Origin of the sequence: Escherichia sp. E2748, assembly GCF_005781125.1 — a bacterium.
In the GTDB taxonomy this organism is placed as follows: Bacteria; Pseudomonadota; Gammaproteobacteria; order Enterobacterales; family Enterobacteriaceae; genus Escherichia.
This window is the reverse complement of record NZ_VATP01000001.1, coordinates 856,661-876,018: the sequence shown is the minus strand read 5'-3', so window position 1 is coordinate 876,018 and position 19,358 is coordinate 856,661. Positions and strand designations below refer to the sequence as shown.

General features: G+C 52.1%; 19 protein-coding genes. 10 read left to right on the top strand and 9 right to left on the bottom strand.

The window, feature by feature from the left end; genetic code table 11:
• Positions 1 to 16 precede the first annotated feature (16 nt).
• The 4 genes from tyrS to anmK all read right to left on the bottom strand — a co-directional run bounded on the left by tyrS (position 17) and on the right by anmK (position 3,671).
• On the bottom strand, positions 17 to 1,291 hold the full coding sequence (gene tyrS / locus FEK42_RS04220) for a tyrosine--tRNA ligase (RefSeq protein ID WP_053264059.1): 1,275 nt from the start codon (positions 1,289 to 1,291) through the stop codon (positions 17 to 19).
• A gap of 128 nt (positions 1,292 to 1,419) precedes the next feature.
• Positions 1,420 to 2,076, bottom strand: a complete 657-nt coding sequence (gene pdxH, locus FEK42_RS04215) for a pyridoxamine 5'-phosphate oxidase (protein ID WP_130224736.1) — start codon at positions 2,074 to 2,076, stop codon at positions 1,420 to 1,422.
• A gap of 58 nt (positions 2,077 to 2,134) precedes the next feature.
• Complete coding sequence (gene mliC / locus FEK42_RS04210; RefSeq protein ID WP_130208174.1) at positions 2,135 to 2,464, bottom strand: C-type lysozyme inhibitor; 330 nt, start codon at positions 2,462 to 2,464, stop codon at positions 2,135 to 2,137.
• 85 nt (positions 2,465 to 2,549) lie between these two features.
• Positions 2,550 to 3,671 carry an anhydro-N-acetylmuramic acid kinase gene (gene anmK / locus FEK42_RS04205; protein ID WP_131161932.1) on the bottom strand — a complete coding sequence of 374 codons (1,122 nt, stop codon included), beginning with the start codon at positions 3,669 to 3,671 and terminating at the stop codon, positions 2,550 to 2,552.
• A gap of 274 nt (positions 3,672 to 3,945) precedes the next feature.
• On the opposite strand from anmK, the gene slyB reads away from it, so the two are divergent.
• Positions 3,946 to 4,413, top strand: a complete 468-nt coding sequence (gene slyB, locus FEK42_RS04200; protein ID WP_064530029.1) for an outer membrane lipoprotein SlyB — start codon at positions 3,946 to 3,948, stop codon at positions 4,411 to 4,413.
• A gap of 46 nt (positions 4,414 to 4,459) precedes the next feature.
• Here slyB and slyA read toward each other — a convergent pair whose 3' ends face one another.
• Positions 4,460 to 4,894 carry a transcriptional regulator SlyA gene (gene slyA, locus FEK42_RS04195; protein ID WP_064530079.1) on the bottom strand — a complete coding sequence of 145 codons (435 nt, stop codon included), beginning with the start codon at positions 4,892 to 4,894 and terminating at the stop codon, positions 4,460 to 4,462.
• A 200-nt stretch (positions 4,895 to 5,094) separates the two neighbouring features.
• On the opposite strand from slyA, the gene FEK42_RS04190 reads away from it, so the two are divergent.
• Genes FEK42_RS04190 through FEK42_RS04180 form a run of 3 tightly spaced genes read left to right on the top strand, consistent with a single transcriptional unit; the run spans position 5,095 to position 8,203 of the window.
• Entirely contained in the window at positions 5,095 to 5,331 is a 237-nt protein-coding gene (locus FEK42_RS04190; protein ID WP_135491378.1) for a DUF1656 domain-containing protein, read from the top strand.
• Between the two features lie 2 nt (positions 5,332 to 5,333).
• Positions 5,334 to 6,191: an HlyD family secretion protein gene (locus FEK42_RS04185; protein ID WP_130260586.1), complete on the top strand. Its 858-nt coding sequence runs from the start codon at positions 5,334 to 5,336 to the stop codon at positions 6,189 to 6,191.
• The gene (locus tag FEK42_RS04180) at positions 6,191 to 8,203 is read left to right on the top strand and encodes an FUSC family protein (RefSeq protein WP_138211746.1); all 2,013 of its coding nucleotides are present in this window, start codon (positions 6,191 to 6,193) and stop codon (positions 8,201 to 8,203) included. The genes FEK42_RS04185 and FEK42_RS04180 overlap by 1 nt, the downstream gene beginning before the upstream one ends.
• Here FEK42_RS04180 and sodC read toward each other — a convergent pair whose 3' ends face one another.
• The 3 genes from sodC to FEK42_RS04165 all read right to left on the bottom strand — a co-directional run bounded on the left by sodC (position 8,204) and on the right by FEK42_RS04165 (position 9,989).
• Positions 8,204 to 8,725: a superoxide dismutase [Cu-Zn] SodC gene (sodC, locus tag FEK42_RS04175; protein ID WP_135405856.1), complete on the bottom strand. Its 522-nt coding sequence runs from the start codon at positions 8,723 to 8,725 to the stop codon at positions 8,204 to 8,206.
• Between the two features lie 79 nt (positions 8,726 to 8,804).
• Positions 8,805 to 9,701, bottom strand: coding sequence for an aldo/keto reductase family oxidoreductase (locus tag FEK42_RS04170; RefSeq protein WP_130208186.1), 897 nt, complete (start codon positions 9,699 to 9,701; stop codon positions 8,805 to 8,807).
• A gap of 48 nt (positions 9,702 to 9,749) precedes the next feature.
• Entirely contained in the window at positions 9,750 to 9,989 is a 240-nt protein-coding gene (locus FEK42_RS04165) for a DUF1289 domain-containing protein (protein ID WP_024258169.1), read from the bottom strand.
• A gap of 102 nt (positions 9,990 to 10,091) precedes the next feature.
• Here FEK42_RS04165 and nemR point away from each other — a divergent pair, with 102 nt between their 5' ends.
• The 5 genes from nemR (at position 10,092) to FEK42_RS04140 (ending at position 17,759) form a co-directional block, all read left to right on the top strand.
• Complete coding sequence (nemR, locus tag FEK42_RS04160) at positions 10,092 to 10,691, top strand: DNA-binding transcriptional regulator NemR (protein WP_135409983.1); 600 nt, start codon at positions 10,092 to 10,094, stop codon at positions 10,689 to 10,691.
• 35 nt (positions 10,692 to 10,726) lie between these two features.
• Positions 10,727 to 11,824, top strand: a complete 1,098-nt coding sequence (gene nemA, locus FEK42_RS04155) for an N-ethylmaleimide reductase (protein WP_130218977.1) — start codon at positions 10,727 to 10,729, stop codon at positions 11,822 to 11,824.
• Positions 11,825 to 11,904: 80 nt separating this feature from the next.
• Complete coding sequence (gloA, locus tag FEK42_RS04150; RefSeq protein ID WP_001237796.1) at positions 11,905 to 12,312, top strand: lactoylglutathione lyase; 408 nt, start codon at positions 11,905 to 11,907, stop codon at positions 12,310 to 12,312.
• 102 nt (positions 12,313 to 12,414) lie between these two features.
• On the top strand, positions 12,415 to 13,062 hold the full coding sequence (gene rnt, locus FEK42_RS04145) for a ribonuclease T (protein ID WP_001282281.1): 648 nt from the start codon (positions 12,415 to 12,417) through the stop codon (positions 13,060 to 13,062).
• Between the two features lie 92 nt (positions 13,063 to 13,154).
• Positions 13,155 to 17,759: an ATP-dependent helicase gene (locus FEK42_RS04140; protein ID WP_138211745.1), complete on the top strand. Its 4,605-nt coding sequence runs from the start codon at positions 13,155 to 13,157 to the stop codon at positions 17,757 to 17,759.
• Between the two features lie 48 nt (positions 17,760 to 17,807).
• Here FEK42_RS04140 and grxD read toward each other — a convergent pair whose 3' ends face one another.
• Positions 17,808 to 18,155: a monothiol glutaredoxin 4 gene (gene grxD / locus FEK42_RS04135; RefSeq protein WP_000108172.1), complete on the bottom strand. Its 348-nt coding sequence runs from the start codon at positions 18,153 to 18,155 to the stop codon at positions 17,808 to 17,810.
• Positions 18,156 to 18,490: 335 nt separating this feature from the next.
• Here grxD and mepH point away from each other — a divergent pair, with 335 nt between their 5' ends.
• On the top strand, positions 18,491 to 19,321 hold the full coding sequence (mepH, locus tag FEK42_RS04130) for a peptidoglycan DD-endopeptidase MepH (RefSeq protein ID WP_130208194.1): 831 nt from the start codon (positions 18,491 to 18,493) through the stop codon (positions 19,319 to 19,321).
• Positions 19,322 to 19,358 lie beyond the last annotated feature (37 nt).

Genomic DNA, 19,358 nt, shown 5'->3' with positions numbered 1-19,358 from the left:
CTTTCCACTTAATGCATTATTTCCAGCAAATCAGACAGTAATTCTTTTTGCCGCGACGAAGTAAGGTATAACGACCAAACAGACGATCTTCTTCTTTAAAGAAGTATTCTGGATCGGACTGTTTTTCACCATTAATGGTGATGGCATTAGAGGCGATAGTTTTACGCGCCTGACCACGGGAAGGTTGCAGTTCAGAATCAACCAACGCCTGCATCAGATCAGCGCCTTTTTCCATCTCTACCATCGGTACGCCGTCCTGTGCCAGTTGTTCGAAGTCCGCTTCACTCAGCGCACTCAGAGAACCGCTGAACAGGCACTCAGTAATACGTTTCGCAGCTTGCAAACCTTCTTCACCGTGAACCAGACGCGTCACCTGCTCCGCAAGCACATACTGAGCGCGTGGCGCTTTACCGCTGTTTTTGTCTTCTTCTTCGAGGGCATTGATCTCTTCAATGCTCATAAAGGTAAAGAACTTCAGGAAGCGGTAAACGTCAGCATCAGCAGTATTGATCCAGAACTGGTAGAACTTGTACGGACTGGTTTTCTTCGGATCCAGCCATACTGCACCACCTTCAGTTTTACCGAACTTAGTGCCGTCTGCTTTGGTGATAAGAGGAACGGTCAGGCCAAACACCTGGTTCTGATGCAGACGACGGGTCAGATCGATACCAGAGGTGATGTTACCCCACTGGTCAGAACCGCCGATTTGCAGCACCACACCGTACTGTTTGTTCAGGCAGGCAAAGTCATAGCCCTGCAACAGGTTGTAGGAAAACTCGGTAAACGAAATCCCCTGATCTTCACGGTTGAGACGCTGTTTAACCGCTTCTTTGTTGATCATCTGGTTAACGGAGAAGTGTTTGCCGATATCGCGCAGGAAGGTCAGCACATTCATATTGCCGAACCAGTCATAGTTGTTCGCTGCGATAGCAGAGTTTTCTCCGCAGTCGAAATCGAGGAACGGGGCAACCTGCTTGCGGATTTTGTCCACCCACTCCTGAACAGTTTCTTCAGTGTTCAGCTTACGCTCGGCAGCTTTGAAGCTCGGGTCGCCAATCAGACCCGTGGCGCCGCCTACCAGCGCAACCGGCTTGTGGCCCGCCTGCTGGAAGCGTTTCAGGCATAACAATGGAACAAGATGCCCCAAATGCAAGCTGTCAGCGGTAGGATCGAAGCCGCAATAGAGCGCGATCGGGCCTTGCGCCAGTCGCTCTGCTAACGCTTCTTCGTCCGTCACCTGGGCCACCAGCCCCCGCTCTTGCAATTGTTTAATCAAGTTACTGCTTGCCATCAAAATCTCCATGTATATAACGACTGCACCTTTGCCGGTACACGACTTTTCGCCAGATGCGAAAGAGACATAGAATAAAGTGCCGGAATCAGGAGTACCAGCGATTAAAGCAAGATTTTTGCATCTTTTCAGGGTGCGAGGCGATCGATTTTCCACGCCTCGTTTTCACGCTGGTACAAAAAGCGGTCATGCAGCCGATGCTCACCGCCCTGCCAGAACTCAATCTGTTCAAGGCTGACGCGAAAACCGCCCCAAAAACTCGGCAACGGCACTTCGCCCTGCTGAAACTTCTGCTTCAATTCCAGAAACTTGCTTTCAAGGATCCCACGCGCAGAAATACGGCTGGACTGCTTCGATACCCACGCGCCAATCTGGCTATCACGCGGGCGGCTATGAAAATATTTCATCACTTCGAGAGTCGAAAGTCGTTCCGCTTTACCGGTAACCATCACCTGGCGTTCCAGGGTATGCCACGGAAAAAGCAGGCTAACGCGCGGATTATTTTCGATTTGGTGTGCTTTACGGCTGCCAAGGTTGGTGTAAAACACCATCCCTTTTTCATCGTAATGTTTTAGTAAAACAATGCGCTGATAGGGTTGGCCATGTTCATCAACGGTAGCGACGACCATCGCAGTAGGGTCGGCCAGTTTGGCTTCACAGGCCTGAGAAAGCCAGCGTTCAAAAAGGGTTAAAGGATCGGCGGGAAGATCGCGGCGGCGTAAACCGCCTTTAGTGTATTCGCGGCGCAGATGCGCGATTTGCTGCAATTCGTCGTTATCAGCCATGGTTTTCTTTACAAATTGTCAGTGGGTGACGCTATTGTGCGCCGCCCCTGGAAAAATCTCAACGCTGCGGATTTTGTAACTGACAGTTATTCAAGACGATGCGGTCACGTTTATAGACCGTCGCCTCATCACCTTTTGACCAGAAAACGTAGATACCGTCGGTATAACGTGCGCCAGACGCTGAAATCCCCTGTTTAAGGTGCAGCAGTTGATTATCATAAACAAAACTAACTTCCTGACGCGGATTATTCAGTTTGACCGTCAACGGTTTTTCATCACACTGGTATTCCAGCGTATCAGTTTGCATGCGCTCAACCAGTTGATTAAACGCGCCACAGCCGGTAAGAAATAGCGGCAGACAAAGTAGTAACAGTTTTTTCATAAACATATCCCGAAGACTTTCCTGGTCCGGAGGGCAAAAACGCCCTCCTCAACTTCCAAGTGTAACGGCAGACGCAGTAAGAAAAATTCAGTTAACTCTGATATCGCGGGTTGGCAGGGAAAATAGCGCCCAATACCGTTTCCTCGCTTGCGCCGGTAACGGAAGGTAGATTGCCGGGCAGCCCAGCCAGCGTTCGCCAGGCAAGCCATGCGAAGGCTAACGCTTCCATGTCATCGCCACTAATGCCAACGGCATCGGTGGAGGTCACTTCAGTACCGGGCAGTAATGCAGCCAGCCTCGCCATGAGCAGCGGATTGCGACTTCCGCCACCACATACCATCAATCGATCGCAGCCACCGCTCAACAAGACTTGTTCAGAAATGGTCACGGCGGTGAGTTCCGCCAGTGTTGCCTGGACATCTCGCGCATCCAGGCCAGGGAAATCGCGTAGATGGCGCTCCAGCCAGGCATAGTTAAAGTATTCGCGCCCGGTGCTTTTGGGTGCTGGCTGGGAAAAATAGGGATCGCTAAGCATTTTTTGCAGCAGCGGCAGAATAACCTTACCCGCCCGCGCCCACTCAGCGTCTTTATCGTAAGGTTTACCGACCTGACGCCAGATCCATGCGTCCATTAGCATGTTGCCCGGTCCGGTATCGTAGCCACCTACCGGCATCCCTGGTATGAGTAGTGACAGATTGGCAATACCACCAATATTAAGCACCATTCGCCGCTCAGTTGGATGGGCCAGCAATGCCTGATGAAAAGCAGGAACCAGCGGTGCGCCCTGGCCACCTAAGGCGATATCGCGACGGCGAAAATCCCCGACGACGGTAATTCCAGTCCGAGCAACAATTTGATTGTTATCACCAATCTGTAGCGTATGTGGCGCAACGCCCGTAGGTTCGTGCCAGACGGTCTGACCATGACAACCGATAGCTACGATATCTTTCGGCTGTAAATTTTCTGCTTTTAATAGTGCATTAACGGCATCCGCAAACAAGCAGCCAAGTCGGGTATCCAGTTGACCAAACTGGGAGAGCGTAAGCTGTTGCCCCTGGCAAATATCCAGCACCGCCTGTTTGAGTGATGGGGGAATCGGCCAGCTCAAACTTGCCAGCTGCGCCACCCGGTGTTCATCGATCGTCGCTAACACAACATCGACACCATCCAGGCTAGTACCTGACATAACACCAATAAAGCGGCCTGATTTCATAGTTCATCCTTTTTCAACCTGATGTTTGCGTTCCACTCAAACACAAACCTTTCGCGAATTCCATGCATAAGAGCCGATTTTTATCGTTGGTAGTAAAAGATTATATTCACATCAATAACTAATATGAATGTTTTGTTTATACTTGGTTAACCCTACTCTAATTATGATTTAATCATGTTTTAGTGGAACATGTAATCATGGTTATACTAATGCGGTTTACTTTGACCATTAGGGATGCTTGTGAGGCGTTTCATGGTAATCAGGAGATTTTTCAATGATTAAACGCGTACTGGTTGTATCAATGGTAGGTCTTTCTCTTGTTGGTTGTGTTAACAACGATACCCTATCTGGCGATGTTTATACTGCCTCTGAAGCGAAGCAAGTGCAGAATGTCAGCTACGGCACAATCGTGAACGTACGGCAGGTACAGATTCAGGGCGGTGATGATTCCAACGTCATCGGCGCAATTGGCGGTGCGGTTCTCGGTGGTTTTCTTGGTAATACCGTTGGTGGCGGTACTGGACGCTCTTTGGCTACCGCAGCAGGTGCCGTCGCGGGTGGTGTAGCCGGTCAGGGCGTACAGAGCGCAATGAACAAAACACAGGGTGTGGAGCTGGAAATTCGTAAAGATGATGGCAACACCATCATGGTGGTACAGAAACAGGGCAATACCCATTTCTCTCCGGGACAACGTGTGGTTCTGGCCAGCAACGGCAGCCAGGTGACGGTTTCCCCGCGCTAAACAAGTTGACGTGTGGTCAGCTAACTGGCCACACGCCCCCTTTATTTCACCCTTTGGCCTGTAACTCAGTAATATTATGCTCAAGTTTTGCAATGAGCCTAATCAGTTGTTCCAGTTCCTCTGCTGAAATCCCATCCAAAATTTCCGCCCGGGTCTTGTTAATAACAGCTTCCATTTCGCTAATCAGCGGCTCCGCCTTTTCCGTCAGTTTAATACGTTTGGCCCGCCGATCGCTGGGACAAGTTTGACGCGAAATTAACCCTTTTTCTTCCAGTTGGTCCAACGTACGAACCAGTGATGGCTGCTCAATGCCGATCGCTTTTGCCAGTTGAATTTGCGACTGGTCTGGAGGTAACTGATGTATATTATGCAACGTCACCCAATGGGTTTGCGTTAACTCCAGGGGTTTCAGGCGATGGTCTATCAGAGCACGCCATATGCGCACCAACCGTGCCAGATCAGAACCTAGTGGCGATTCCAATTTCATCTCCTTATAATTAGCTTGCTAAGATATTATACGGCTTTTAGAATAGTGTGCAGCAATTGTATTGCTAAAACAAATGGATTGCTGCATTTGCTTACCGTCAGACATGCTTTTCAGAAATAGCGAGTAATTTTCTCTCACATAAACAATATTTATTAATCTAAAGCAATAAACTCAGCCTCAAAGGAATCTATTTTGTGAAGTTTATGCATAGTGCAACAGGATTGCCCCTACAAGATCTGGTGTTCGGTGCATCCGTCTACTTTCCTCCGTTTTTCAAAGCCTTCGCGCTTGGATTCGTCGTCTGGCTTGTCCTGCACCGCCTGCTTCGCGACTGGCTCTACGCGGGCGACATCTGGCATCCCTTGTTAATGGATTTGTCGCTGTTTGCGATCTGCGTATGCTCCGCCCTGGCAATATTGATTGCGTGGTAACTATGTCAATTAAAACCATTAAGTATTTCTCAACAATAATTGTAGCAGTAGTTGCCGTTCTCGCCGGATGGTGGCTCTGGAACTATTACATGCAGTCACCGTGGACGCGGGATGGCAAAATACGCGCGGAACAGGTCGCTATCACCCCACAAGTGTCCGGACGTATTGTTGCGATGAATATAAAAGACAACCAGTTGGTTAACGCTGGCGATATTCTGTTCACTATCGATAAAACACCCTTCCAGATTGCAGAACTGAATGCCCAGGCCCAACTGGCGAAAGCGCAATCTGATCTTGCCAGAGCCAATAATGAGGCCAACCGCCGCCGTCATCTCTCGCAAAATTTTATCTCTGCTGAAGAACTGGATACGGCAAACCTCAATGTTAAAGCGATGCAGGCCAGTGTCGATGCCGCACAAGCAACGCTGAAACAAGCACAATGGCAATTGGCACAAACGGAAATTCGCGCCCCGGTCAGCGGATGGGTCACCAACCTCACTACCCGCATCGGCGACTACGCTGACACAGGAAAACCGCTGTTTGCCCTCGTGGACAGTCACTCGTTTTACGTCATTGGTTATTTTGAAGAAACCAAATTGCGGCATATCCGCGACGGTGCGCCAGCACACATTACGCTCTATAGCGACAACAAAACGTTACAGGGTCACGTCTCCAGTATCGGTCGGGCAATTTATGATCAGAGTGTGGAAAACGATTCCAGCCTGATTCCAGACGTTAAACCTAACGTTCCCTGGGTTCGCCTCGCCCAACGCGTCCCGGTTCGCTTTGCCCTTGATAATGTTCCCAGCGATGTCACGCTGGTATCCGGCACAACCTGTAGTATCGCAGTAGGTCAGTAATGAACGCCTGGTCATGGTCTCTGCGCAATCTGCCCTGGTTTAAGGCCACGCTGGCACAATGGCGCTATGCGTTGCGCAATACCCTTGCCATGTGTCTGGCGCTGACTGTTGCTTATTATTTAAATCTGGACGAGCCCTATTGGGCGATGACGTCAGCCGCGGTAGTGAGCTTTCCGACAGTTGGCGGTGTTATCAGCAAAAGCCTGGGGCGCATCGCTGGCAGTTTGCTGGGGGCTATCGCGGCGCTAATCCTTGCCGGGCATACTCTTAACGAACCGTGGTTCTTCCTGTTGAGCATGTCGGCATGGCTTGGTTTTTGTACCTGGGCCTGCGCGCATTTCACGAATAACGTGGCCTATGCGTTTCAACTGGCGGGTTACACAGCTGCGATTATCGCCTTCCCGATGGTCAATATCACTGAAGCAAGCCAGTTGTGGGACATCGCCCAGGCGCGCGTTTGCGAAGTGATCGTCGGTATTCTCTGCGGTGGGATGATGATGATGATTCTGCCGAGCACTTCCGATGCCACTGCCCTTTTAACCGCATTGAAAAACATGCACGCCCGTTTACTGGAACATGCCAGTTTACTCTGGCAGCCTGAAACAACCGATGCCATTCGTACCGCACATGAAGGGGTGATTGGGCAAATAATGACCATGAATTTGCTGCGTATCCAGGCTTTCTGGAGCCACTATCGCTTCCGCCAGCAAAACGCGCGCCTCAATGCGTTACTCCACCAGCAGTTACGCATGACCAGCGTCATTTCGAGCTTGCGGCGTATGTTGCTCAACTGGCCATCACCCCCTGGTGCTATACGGGAAATTCTTGAACAGTTGCTAACGGCCCTCGCCAGCGGGCAAACGGATTTTTACACCGTCGCACGCATTATTGCCCCGCTACGCCCGACGAACTCAGCTGACTACCGGCACGTCGCCTTCTGGCAGCGACTACGTTATTTTTGCCGCCTTTATCTGCAAAGTAGTCAGGAATTACATCATCTGCAAAGCGGCGTAGATGATCAAACCAGACTCCCTCGCGCGTCCGGGCTGGCACGTCATACCGATAATGCAGAAGCCATGTGGAGCGGGCTGCGGACATTTTGTACGTTGATGTTGATTGGGGCGTGGAGTATTGCCTCGCAATGGGATGCCGGAGCCAATGCCTTAACCCTGGCTGCGATTAGCTGCGTCCTTTATTCCGCCGTTGCAGCGCCGTTTAAGTCATTGACGCTACTGATGCGCACACTGGTATTGCTGTCGTTCTTTAGCTTTGTGGTTAAATTTGGCCTGATGGTCCAAATTAGCGAGCTGTGGCAATTTTTGCTGTTTCTTTTCCCCCTGCTGGCAACGATGCAGCTACTCAAAATACAATTGCCAAAACAAGCTGCATTATGGGGGCAACTGATTGTTTTTATGGGCTCGTTTATCGCCGTCACCAACCCGCCGGTGTATGATTTTGCCGATTTTCTCAATGATAATCTGGCGAAAATCGTTGGCGTGGCGTTGGCGTGGTTAGCGTTTGCCATTCTGCGACCTGGGTCGGATGCCCGCAAAAGCCGTCGCCATATTCGCGCCCTGCGCCGGGATTTTGTCGATCAACTCAGCCGTCGTCCGATACACAGCGAGAACGAATTTGAATCTCTCACTTATCATCACGTCAGTCAGTTGAGCAACAGCCAGGATGCGCTGGCGCGCCGCTGGTTATTACGTTGGGGGGTGGTGCTACTGAACTGTTCGCATGTTGTCTGGCAATTACGCGAGTGGGAGTCACGTTCTGATCCGTTATCACAAGTGCGGGATAACTGTATTTCGCTGTTGCGGGGAGTGATGAGTGAGCGTGGCGTTCAGCAAAAATCGCTGGCAGCCACACTTGAAGAATTACAGCGGATTTGCGACAGCCTTGCCCGGCATCATCAGCCTGCTGCCCGTGAGCTGGCAGCGATTGTCTGGCGACTATACTGCTCGCTTTCGCAACTTGAGCAAGCACCGCCGCAAGGTACGCTGGCCTCTTAACTACTTAATAACACCACAGGCATAGCGTTCACCGCCACCGCCCAGCGGTTTAGGCTGATCGGACATATTATCGCCGCCAACGTGGATCATCAGCGCCTTGTCTTTGATTTCATCGAGTGATTTCAGACGAGGCGCAATAACGGCATCGGTCGCCTTGCCGTCATTATTGACCACCAGCGCAGGCAGATCGCCTAAATGTCCCGCACCTTCCGGCCCTTCATGCTTGTTGGTTTTTTGTGGATCAAGATGCCCGCCTGCAGATTCCGCGGCGCTGGCTTTGCCATCTTTGGTGGCTGGCTGGCAGCTTCCTTTAGCATGAATATGGAAGCCATGTTCACCGGGGGGTAATGCTTTCAGATCGGGTGAAAACTCCAGACCTTTATCGGTTTCAGTAATAGTTACGCTACCTATTGACTGCCCAACCCCTTGCGACGTAACGAGGTTCATCTCGACTTTTTCACTGGCGGCTTGTGCGCCGGTCGCAACAACCAGCGCCAGGATAGCCAGACTAAAACGCTTCATAGGACCTCCGTTCATTGTGCATACCCGTTAAGTGTAAACCAGTGACACATATTTGAACGGCGGCTAATCCTAAAAGTGCTTACGGTACGTCGTAACCTAATGCAGCTTTACGGATACGGAACCACTGCTGACGCGTCATTTTCAGGGCTTCTGCCTCTACAGCAGCCCGTACGCGCTCAATTTTACCAGAGCCAATGATCGGCAACGGTTGCGACGGCAGACGTAATATCCAGGCATAAACAACCTGCTCAATCGTGGCGGCGTTTAATTCCTGGGCTATCACAGCAAGTTCATCCCGCAGCGGCTGGAAATAATCATCATTGAACAGACGCCCACCACCAAGGCACGACCACGCCATTGGACGAATACGCAGTTGTTGTAGCTGATCGAGCGTACCATCCAGCAGCAACGGCTGATGCACCGGGGATATTTCCACCTGATTGGTCGCAAGAGTAAACGGCAGGCGTGATTGCAACAGGGCAAATTGCGCAGGCGTGAAGTTGGATACGCCAAAATGGCGCACTTTGCCGCTCTGATGCAGATGTTTAAACGCATCCGCCACTTCATCGGCATCCATCAACGGGTCGGGACGGTGGATTAACAGCAAATCCAGATGATCGGTCGCGAGATTAATCAGCGACTGTTCGGCGCTTTTAATAATATGGTCGCGGTCAGTGATGTAATGACCAATGACATTTTCTTCACGAGCAGTCGTCGCGATGCCACATTTACTGACGATTTCCATCCGTTCACGCAGATGCGGCGCCAGCTTCAGCGCCTCGCCAAACGCCGCTTCGCACTGATAGCCGCCATATATATCAGCATGGTCCACGGTGGTAATACCGAGATCCAGATGCTCCTCAATAAAGCTAACCAACTGACGGGCAGACATATTCCAGTCCATTAGTCGCCAGTAGCCCATCACAAAACGGGAAAACTCCGGGCCTTGCGGCGCAATAGTAATACGCTGAACCATAATCGCTTCCTCTTATCTGATATGAGAGGAGTATACGCAAGATTATGCTCAAAAGAGTGATGGTTGCTCCGGTTCATCTGATGACGTTGGTTTATTCGCGCGTAATTTGCGCATCAGCCGCTGCCGACAAAGGCGCAGCACCTCTTGTTTTTCGCCATCGCTCATATTATTCCAGTTAAAACGTTCATCCCGGCTTCGAAAACAGCCGCGACAAAATCCGCGTTCGTCAGACTGGCAAATTCCCCGGCACGGGCTCTGGACGGGAAAGAACTCTAATTGCTCCGCCACCTCGCCCTCCTCAGATAAGATTATTACCATTATTGAAGCTGTTAATGCCCAAAGTAGCAACTTTGCTTGCACTAGACCGACTGGTCTACTACACTCCAACGCATGAACAAACACACCGAACATGATACTCGCGAACATCTCCTGGCGACGGGCGAGCAACTTTGCCTGCAACGTGGATTCACCGGGATGGGATTAAGCGAATTACTGAAGACCGCTGAAGTGCCGAAAGGATCCTTCTATCACTACTTTCGCTCTAAAGAAGCGTTTGGCGTTGCCATGCTTGAGCGTCATTACGCAGCATATCACCAGCGACTAACGGAGTTGCTGCAATCCGGCGAAGGTAATTACCGCGACCGCATTCTGGCTTATTACCAGCAGACGCTGAACCAGTTTTGCCAACACGGAACCATCAGTGGTTGCCTGACAGTAAAACTCTCTGCCGAAGTGTGCGATCTGTCAGAGGATATGCGCTGCGCGATGGATAAAGGCGCTAGCGGCGTGATCGCCCTGCTCTCGCAGGCGCTGGAAAATGGCCGTGATAGCCATTGTTTAACCTTTTTTGGCGAACCGCTGCAACAGGCGCAAGTGCTTTACGCACTATGGCTGGGTGCGAATCTGCAGGCCAAAATTTCGCGCAATTCCGCGCCACTGGAAAACGCGCTAGCACATGTAAAAACCATTATTGCGACGCCTGCCGTTTAGTAGGCTTTTTTATCACCAGACGACCAGGAGCCTTTATGTCATCTGAAAAACTGTATTCCCCACTGAAAGTGGGCGCGATCACGGCGGCAAACCGTATTTTTATGGCACCACTAACGCGTCTGCGCAGTATTGAACCGGGTGACATCCCTACTCCGTTGATGGCGGAATACTATCGCCAACGTGCCAGTGCTGGTTTGATTATTAGCGAAGCCACGCAAATTTCTGCTCAGGCAAAAGGATATGCAGGCGCGCCTGGCATCCATAGCCCGGAGCAAATTGCCGCATGGAAAAAAATCACCGCTGGCGTTCATGCTGAAAATGGTCATATGGCCGTACAGCTGTGGCACACCGGACGCATTTCTCACGCCAGCCTGCAACCTGGCGGTCAGGCACCGGTAGCGCCTTCAGCACTTAGCGCGGGAACACGTACTTCTCTGCGCGATGAAAATGGTCAGGCGATCCGTGTTGAAACATCCATGCCGCGTGCGCTTGAACTGGAAGAGATTCCGGGTATCGTCAACGATTTCCGTCAGGCCATTGCTAACGCGCGTGAAGCCGGGTTTGATCTGGTGGAGCTCCACTCTGCTCACGGTTATTTGCTGCATCAGTTCCTTTCCCCTTCTTCAAACCATCGTACCGATCAGTACGGCGGCAGCGTGGAAAATCGCGCACGTCTGGTGCTGGAAGTGGTCGATGCCGGGATTGAAGAATGGGGAGCCGATCGCATTGGCATTCGCGTTTCGCCAATCGGTACGTTCCAGAATACGGATAACGGCCCGAATGAAGAAGCCGATGCGCTGTATCTGATTGAACAACTGGGTAAACGCGGCATTGCTTATCTGCATATGTCAGAACCAGACTGGGCAGGCGGCAAACCGTATACCGAGGCGTTTCGCGAAAAAGTACGCGCCCGTTTCCACGGTCCGATTATCGGCGCAGGTGCATACACGGTAGAAAAAGCAGAAATGCTGATCGGTAAAGGGCTAATTGATGCGGTGGCATTTGGGCGTGACTGGATTGCGAACCCGGATCTGGTCGCCCGCTTGCAGCGCAAAGCCGAGCTTAACCCACAACGTGCTGAAAGTTTCTATGGTGGCGGTGCGGAAGGCTATACCGATTACCCGACGCTGTAATCCAACATTGCGAGCGGCGTAAAGCCGCCGCTATACTAAAACAACATTTTGAATCTGTTAGCCATTTTGAGGATATAAAGATGCGTCTTCTTCATACCATGCTGCGCGTTGGCGATCTGCAACGCTCCATCGATTTTTATACCAAAGTGCTGGGCATGAAACTGCTGCGCACCAGCGAAAACCCGGAATACAAATACTCACTGGCGTTTGTTGGCTACGGCCCGGAAACCGAAGAAGCGGTAATTGAACTGACCTACAACTGGGGCGTGGATAAATACGAACTCGGCACTGCTTATGGTCATATCGCGCTTAGCGTTGATAACGCCGCTGAAGCGTGCGAAAAAATCCGTCAAAACGGGGGTAACGTGACCCGTGAAGCGGGTCCGGTAAAAGGCGGTACTACGGTTATCGCGTTTGTGGAAGATCCGGACGGTTACAAAATTGAATTAATCGAAGAGAAAGACGCCGGTCGCGGTCTGGGCAACTAATCTCCTGCCGGGCGCGAACTCATCGCGCCCGCATCTTTACTGCATCGACAACTAATATTTGTCATAATGCGCGCTGCAATTTATCCGTATTAAGAGAATCAGATGTCCGATAACGCTCAACTTACCGGTCTGTGCGACCGTTTTCGTGGTTTTTATCCTGTTGTGATCGATGTTGAAACAGCCGGATTTAACGCCAAAACCGATGCGCTGCTTGAGATTGCCGCCATCACCCTGAAAATGGATGAACAAGGCTGGCTGATGCCGGACACCACATTACATTTCCACGTCGAACCATTTGTCGGCGCAAATTTGCAGCCAGAGGCTCTCGCCTTCAACGGCATTGACCCGAACGATCCCGATCGCGGCGCGGTCAGCGAATACGAGGCGCTGCACGAAATTTTTAAAGTTGTACGTAAAGGCATTAAAGCGAGCGGCTGTAACCGTGCCATTATGGTGGCGCACAACGCCAATTTTGATCACAGCTTTATGATGGCCGCCGCAGAACGCGCCTCACTGAAACGTAACCCATTCCACCCTTTCGCCACTTTTGACACCGCGGCACTGGCCGGGCTGGCACTCGGACAAACCGTATTATCAAAAGCCTGCCAGACCGCGGGTATGGACTTCGACAGCACCCAGGCGCACTCCGCGCTGTACGACACCGAACGCACTGCTGTGCTGTTTTGTGAAATCGTCAATCGCTGGAAACGTCTGGGAGGCTGGCCGCTGCCTGCCGCCGAAGAGGTGTAATCGAGTCGATGCCTGATGACATGCAATGATTCAGGCATCTATAGTGAGGCTATTCCACGCATCATGCATGATATTCACGGGGAATAGCGTTAATGGCAGATAATCCAACCCCTTCATCGCCCCTGCCGGACGTGTTTTCACCGGCGACCCGCGACTGGTTTCTTCGCGCCTTTAAACAGCCGACCGCTGTCCAGTCGCAAACCTGGCATGTGGCGGCACGAGGTGAACATGCGCTGGTGATTGCACCGACTGGCTCAGGGAAAACGCTGGCAGCATTTCTCTACGCACTGGATCAGCTCATCCGCGAAGGTGGCGAGCATGCCAGCGAGGCGCATAAACGCAAAACCTCACGCATCCTCTACATTTCACCAATTAAAGCCTTAGGCACCGACGTTCAGCACAATTTGCAGATCCCGTTACAAGGCATTGCAGAGGAACGGCGGCGGCGCGGCGAAACGGAAGTCAACCTCCGCGTGGGCATCCGGACTGGCGATACGCCCGCGCAGGAACGCAGCAAACTGACCCGCAATCCGCCGGATATTCTGATAACCACGCCCGAATCACTCTATCTGATGCTGACCTCCCGCGCGCGCGAAACGCTACGCGGCGTCGAAACGGTAATTATTGATGAAGTCCACGCGGTAGCGGGCAGTAAACGTGGTGCGCATCTGGCGTTAAGTCTGGAGCGGCTCGATGCGCTGCTACCCACCTCAGCACAGCGAATTGGCCTTTCTGCCACTGTACGCTCAGCCAGCGATGTGGCGGAATTTCTGGGGGGCGATCGCCCGGTTACGGTGGTCAACCCGCCCGCAATGCGCCATCCGCAAATCCGTATTGTCGTTCCTGTCGCCAACATGGATGATGTCTCATCGGTCGCCAGCGGCACCGGGGAAGACAGCCATGCGGGCAGAGAAGGCTCAATCTGGCCGTATATTGAAACCGGCATTCTTGATGAAGTGTTGCGCCATCGCTCGACCATCGTCTTCACCAATTCTCGCGGCCTGGCGGAAAAACTGACGGCACGGCTGAATGAGCTTTACGCCGCACGCTTACAGCGCTCCCCGGCCATCGCCATAGACGCCACTCATTTCGAGTCTACCTCCGGCGCAACCTCTAACCACGTACAAAGTAGCGACGTTTTCATTGCCCGCTCGCACCACGGTTCCGTCTCTAAAGAACAACGGGCGTTAACCGAACAAGCACTGAAATCAGGCGAATTGCGCTGTGTGGTCGCGACTTCCAGTCTCGAACTGGGGATTGATATGGGCGCGGTGGATCTGGTGATTCAGGTGGCGACGCCGCTTTCTGTCGCCAGCGGGCTACAGCGCATTGGTCGCGCCGGACATCAGGTTGGCGGTGTATCTAAAGGGCTGTTTTTCCCCCGTACCCGGCGTGATTTAGTCGATTCCGCCGTCATTGTCGAGTGTATGTTTGCAGGCAGGCTGGAAAACCTGACGCCACCACATAATCCACTCGACGTCCTTGCGCAGCAAACCGTTGCCGCCGCGGCGATGGATGCATTACAGGTAGACGAATGGTACTCCCGCGTACGCCGTGCCGCACCGTGGAAAGATCTGCCAAGACGAGTTTTTGACGCCACGCTGGATATGCTTTCCGGGCGCTATCCTTCTGGTGATTTTTCCGCTTTCCGCCCAAAGCTGGTCTGGAATCGGGAAAGCAGAATATTAACTGCGCGCCCAGGTGCACAACTGTTAGCGGTCACCAGCGGCGGCACCATTCCGGATCGTGGCATGTACAGTGTGTTATTACCCGAAGGTGAAGAACAGTCCGGTTCGCGGCGGGTGGGCGAACTGGATGAAGAGATGGTGTATGAATCGCGAGTGAATGACATCATCACTCTCGGCGCTACCTCATGGCGGATCCAACAAATCACCCGCGATCAGGTCATTGTGACACCTGCACCAGGTCGCTCTGCCCGACTTCCCTTCTGGCGTGGCGAAGGTAATGGACGCCCCGCTGAATTGGGGGAAATGATCGGCGATTATCTCCATTTGCTGGCGGATGGAGCGTTCTTTTCCGGAAATATCCCGCCGTGGCTGGCAGAAGAAAATACACTCGCCAATATTCAGGGGCTGATTGACGAACAGCGTAACGCTACGGGCGTTGTCCCTGGAAGCCGCCACCTGGTTCTCGAACGCTGCCGTGATGAAATTGGCGACTGGCGCATTATTTTACACTCTCCCTATGGAAGACGAGTGCATGAACCGTGGGCGCTGGCGATTGCCGGACGACTGCATGCGCTATGGGGCGCTGATGCCTCGGTAGTCGCCAGCGATGACGGTATTGTCGCCCGCATTCCAGATACCGACGGCAAATTGCCTGACGCCGCGATATTTTTGTTTGAACCGGAAAAGTTGCTGCAAATTGTCCGCGAGGCGGTGGGCAGCTCAGCGCTTTTCGCAGCCCGTTTTCGCGAATGCGCCGCGCGGGCATTATTAATGCCTGGCCGAACACCGGGCCATCGCACCCCGCTCTGGCAACAACGGCTGCGTGCCAGCCAGTTACTGGAAATCGCCCAGGGATATCCGGATTTTCCTGTCATTCTCGAAACTCTGCGTGAATGCCTGCAGGATGTGTATGACCTTCCCGCGCTGGAACGTTTGATGCGTCGCCTGAACGGTGGCGAAATTCAAATATCCGATGTAACGACCGCTACGCCCTCGCCTTTCGCCGCCAGTTTATTGTTCGGTTATGTGGCGGAATTTATGTATCAGAGCGACGCCCCGCTGGCAGAACGGCGAGCTTCAGTGCTGTCTCTGGACAGCGAATTGTTGCGCAATCTACTCGGTCAGGTTGATCCTGGTGAGTTACTCGACCCGCAGGTCATTCGTCAGGTGGAAGAAGAGTTACAGCGACTGGCCCCTGGCAGAAAAGCGAAAGGTGAAGAAGGTCTTTTCGACCTGTTGCGCGAACTGGGGCCAATGACCGTTGAGGATCTGGCGCAACGGCATACAGGCAGTCGAGAAGAGATTGAGACATATGTAGAAAATCTTCTGGCGGAAAAAAGAATCTTCCCGGTGATCATGGCAGCTCAGGAGCATCTGGCCTGTATGGACGATGCGGCCAAATTACGCGATGCTCTCGGAGTGCAACTGCCGGACTCGCTGCCTGATATTTACTTGCACCGTGTCAATTACCCGCTTCGCGATCTCTTTCTGCGCTATCTCCGGGCTCATGCTCTGGTCACGGCTGAACAACTGGCTCATGAGTTTAGCCTCGGTATTGCCATTGTCGAAGAGCAACTTCATCAATTGCGCGAACAGGGGCTGGTGATGAATTTGCAACAAGACATCTGGGTGAGCGATGAAGTTTTTCGTCGTTTGCGTTTACGTTCCCTGCAGGCTGCCAGAGAAGCTACGCGTCCGGTACCCGCCATTGCCTATGCACGATTGCTGCTGGAACATCAGGGCGTGCTCCCCGCCACCGATGGTAGCCCGGCGCTCTTTGCCTCAACATCGCCAGGCGTTTATGAAGGCGTGGATGGCGTCATGCGAGTTATCGAACAGCTTGCTGGTGTCGGTTTACCCGCCTCACTGTGGGAAAGCCAGATCCTGCCCGCCCGCGTACGCGATTACTCGCCAGAAATGCTCGATGAACTGCTGGCAACCGGTACGGTTATCTGGTCGGGGCAAAAAAAGCTCGGTGAGGATGACGGTCTGGTGGCACTGCATTTACGGGAATTTGCCGCCGAATCGTTCATTCCCGCAGAACAGGATCAGGCGAAACGTTCAGCGCTTCAGCTGGCAATTATCGCGGTTCTGACTGACGGGGGCGCCTGGTTTGCGCAACAAATCAGCCAACGAACAGGCGAGATAATCGGCGAGCCAGTAGAGCCTTCAGCCCTGCAAGAGGCTCTTTGGGAACTGGCCTGGCAAGGCGTCATCACCTGTGATATTTGGGCACCGTTGCGCGCCCTCACCCGAAGCAGTCCGATCACTCGCCGCAGTAGCCGGGCTCGTCGTGGACGTCCGGTTTATGCACCGTCAGCTATGCCGTCGGTATCTTACAACACACCAAAGCTGGCTGGACGCTGGTCGTTATTGCAGGTGGAGCCACTAAACGATACCGAAAGGATGCTGGCGCTGGCGGAAAATATGCTCGACCGCTACGGAATCATCAGCCGTCAGGCGGTGATTGCTGAAAATATTCCTGGCGGATTTCCGTCGATGCAAACGCTTTGCCGTAGTATGGAAGATTCCGGGCGAATTATGCGGGGTCGATTTGTTGAAGGTTTGGGTGGTGCACAATTTGCTGATCGCCAGACCATTGACCGTCTGCGCGACCTGGCGCCCCATGCCACGCAGACGCGACAATATATGCCCGTGGCCCTTAGTGCCAACGATCCGGCCAATTTGTGGGGGAATCTACTACCCTGGCCTGCACATCCGGCGACGCTGGTTCCGACTCGTCGGGCAGGCGCGCTGGTGGTCATTTCTGGCGGCAAATTATTGATTTATCTGGCGCAAGGTGGCAAAAAAATGCTGGTCTGGCAGGAAAAAGATGAATTATTACCACCGGAGGTTTTCCTGGCGCTAACCACCGCGTTGCGGCGAGAACCACGGCTACGCTTTACGTTGACAGAAGTTAATGACCAACCGGTCCGGCAAACGCCGATGTTTACGCTACTGCGTGAAGCGGGATTTTCAAGTTCGCCACAAGGGCTGGATTGGGGATAAAAAGCACTGACGGATGCCGGTTAGCATCCGTCAGTATTGCGAAACGGATTATTCAGCATCCGGCTCTTCAGACTTGTATTTAGCAGCAGTTTCTTTGATCAGCTGCTGCAGTTCGCCACGCTGATACATTTCAATCACGATATCACAACCGCCTACCAGCTCGCCGTCAACCCACAGTTGCGGGAAAGTCGGCCAGTTAGCATATTTCGGCAGTTCCGCACGAATGTCCGGATTTTGCAGGATATCAACGTAGGCAAAACGTTCGCCACAAGCGGCAAGCGCCTGGACTGCCTGAGCAGAAAAACCGCAGCTCGGCAGTTTCGGTGAACCTTTCATGTACAGCAGGATCGGGTTTTCAGCAATCTGGCGTTGGATTTTTTCGATAGTGGTGCTCATTGTCTTGCTTCCTCAAACTTCTTTACGGCAGTAATCTGACATTGTAGCGGGTCAGTGCGGCATCGGAAAATAACATTTTCATCATGCTTTTGCTATTTTATCCCTTTGCTCTATTTGTTGCATTTCAAATATTCGTTTCTACTCTGCCACGCTGCAAGCTGGCGCATTTGCGACCATTTTTAGCTTTCACTGCTGCTTTTTTTTTGCGCTCGCCGACGAAACGTATTTTTTAACAATAAAAGCTATTAACTTTCCCTTCTTCTATGCATTAGAATCATCAAGTTTTGTAAATCAGACGCAGGCATGATAGACCTGCCTTAACAGAGGGACGCTCAGTGGCGCGGATAAACCGTATTTCGATCACGCTCTGTGCTTTACTTTTTACCACCCTGCCTTTAATGCCTATGGCCTATGCTTCCAAGCAAGCCAGGGAGAGTTCTGCTACCACTCATATCACCAAAAAAGCAGATAAAAAGAAAAGCACGGCAACCACCAAAAAGACCAATAATAAAGCCAGTCAGAAAACCGCCAAAAAAGTCGCCAGTAAAAGTACGACCAAAAGCAAAACCGCTTCTTCCGTTAAAAAATCCTCCATTACCGCTTCTAAAAACGCTAAAACTCGAAGCAAAAATGTTGTCACTAAAACGGCGTCTGCCAGCTTTACGGAAAAGTGCACCAAACGTAAGGGCAATAAGTCACATTGCGTGAAAGTCAAAAATGCCGCCCCTGGCACTATTGCCGATGCGCACAAAGCCAAAGTTCAGAAAGCCACTAAAGTGGCGATGAATAAACTGATGCAGCAAATTGGCAAGCCATATCGTTGGGGCGGGAGTTCACCGCGTACCGGTTTTGATTGCAGTGGACTGGTTTATTACGCTTATAAAGACCTGGTTAAGATCCGTATTCCGCGCACGGCCAACGAAATGTATCACCTGCGCGATGCGGCACCTATCGATCGCAGTGAACTGAAAAACGGCGACCTGGTCTTCTTCCGCACGCAAGGGCGTGGGACTGCCGATCACGTAGGCGTGTACGTTGGCAATGGTAAATTTATTCAGTCACCACGCAGTGGTCAGGAAATTCAAATCACGTCGTTAAGTGAAGATTACTGGCAACGTCACTATGTTGGCGCTCGTCGGGTAATGACCCCAAAAACACTTCGCTAAAACTTTACCCTGTTGTTACGGCAACAGGGTAAGTTCA

Excerpts from the sequence above, each read along its gene's own strand:
- slyB (WP_064530029.1), top strand. The coding sequence starts at position 3,946 with ATGATTAAACGCGTACTGGTTGTATCAATGGTAGGTCTTTCTCTTGTT.
- anmK (WP_131161932.1), bottom strand. The coding sequence starts at position 3,671 with ATGAAATCAGGCCGCTTTATTGGTGTTATGTCAGGTACTAGCCTGGAT.
- FEK42_RS04185 (WP_130260586.1), top strand. The coding sequence starts at position 5,334 with ATGTCAATTAAAACCATTAAGTATTTCTCAACAATAATTGTAGCAGTA.
- mliC (WP_130208174.1), bottom strand. The coding sequence starts at position 2,464 with ATGTTTATGAAAAAACTGTTACTACTTTGTCTGCCGCTATTTCTTACC.
- gloA (WP_001237796.1), top strand. The coding sequence starts at position 11,905 with ATGCGTCTTCTTCATACCATGCTGCGCGTTGGCGATCTGCAACGCTCC.
- nemR (WP_135409983.1), top strand. The coding sequence starts at position 10,092 with ATGAACAAACACACCGAACATGATACTCGCGAACATCTCCTGGCGACG.
- grxD (WP_000108172.1), bottom strand. The coding sequence starts at position 18,155 with ATGAGCACCACTATCGAAAAAATCCAACGCCAGATTGCTGAAAACCCG.
- FEK42_RS04170 (WP_130208186.1), bottom strand. The coding sequence starts at position 9,701 with ATGGTTCAGCGTATTACTATTGCGCCGCAAGGCCCGGAGTTTTCCCGT.
- nemA (WP_130218977.1), top strand. The coding sequence starts at position 10,727 with ATGTCATCTGAAAAACTGTATTCCCCACTGAAAGTGGGCGCGATCACG.
- pdxH (WP_130224736.1), bottom strand. The coding sequence starts at position 2,076 with ATGGCTGATAACGACGAATTGCAGCAAATCGCGCATCTGCGCCGCGAA.
- FEK42_RS04180 (WP_138211746.1), top strand. The coding sequence starts at position 6,191 with ATGAACGCCTGGTCATGGTCTCTGCGCAATCTGCCCTGGTTTAAGGCC.
- rnt (WP_001282281.1), top strand. The coding sequence starts at position 12,415 with ATGTCCGATAACGCTCAACTTACCGGTCTGTGCGACCGTTTTCGTGGT.
- sodC (WP_135405856.1), bottom strand. The coding sequence starts at position 8,725 with ATGAAGCGTTTTAGTCTGGCTATCCTGGCGCTGGTTGTTGCGACCGGC.
- tyrS (WP_053264059.1), bottom strand. The coding sequence starts at position 1,291 with ATGGCAAGCAGTAACTTGATTAAACAATTGCAAGAGCGGGGGCTGGTG.
- FEK42_RS04140 (WP_138211745.1), top strand. The coding sequence starts at position 13,155 with ATGGCAGATAATCCAACCCCTTCATCGCCCCTGCCGGACGTGTTTTCA.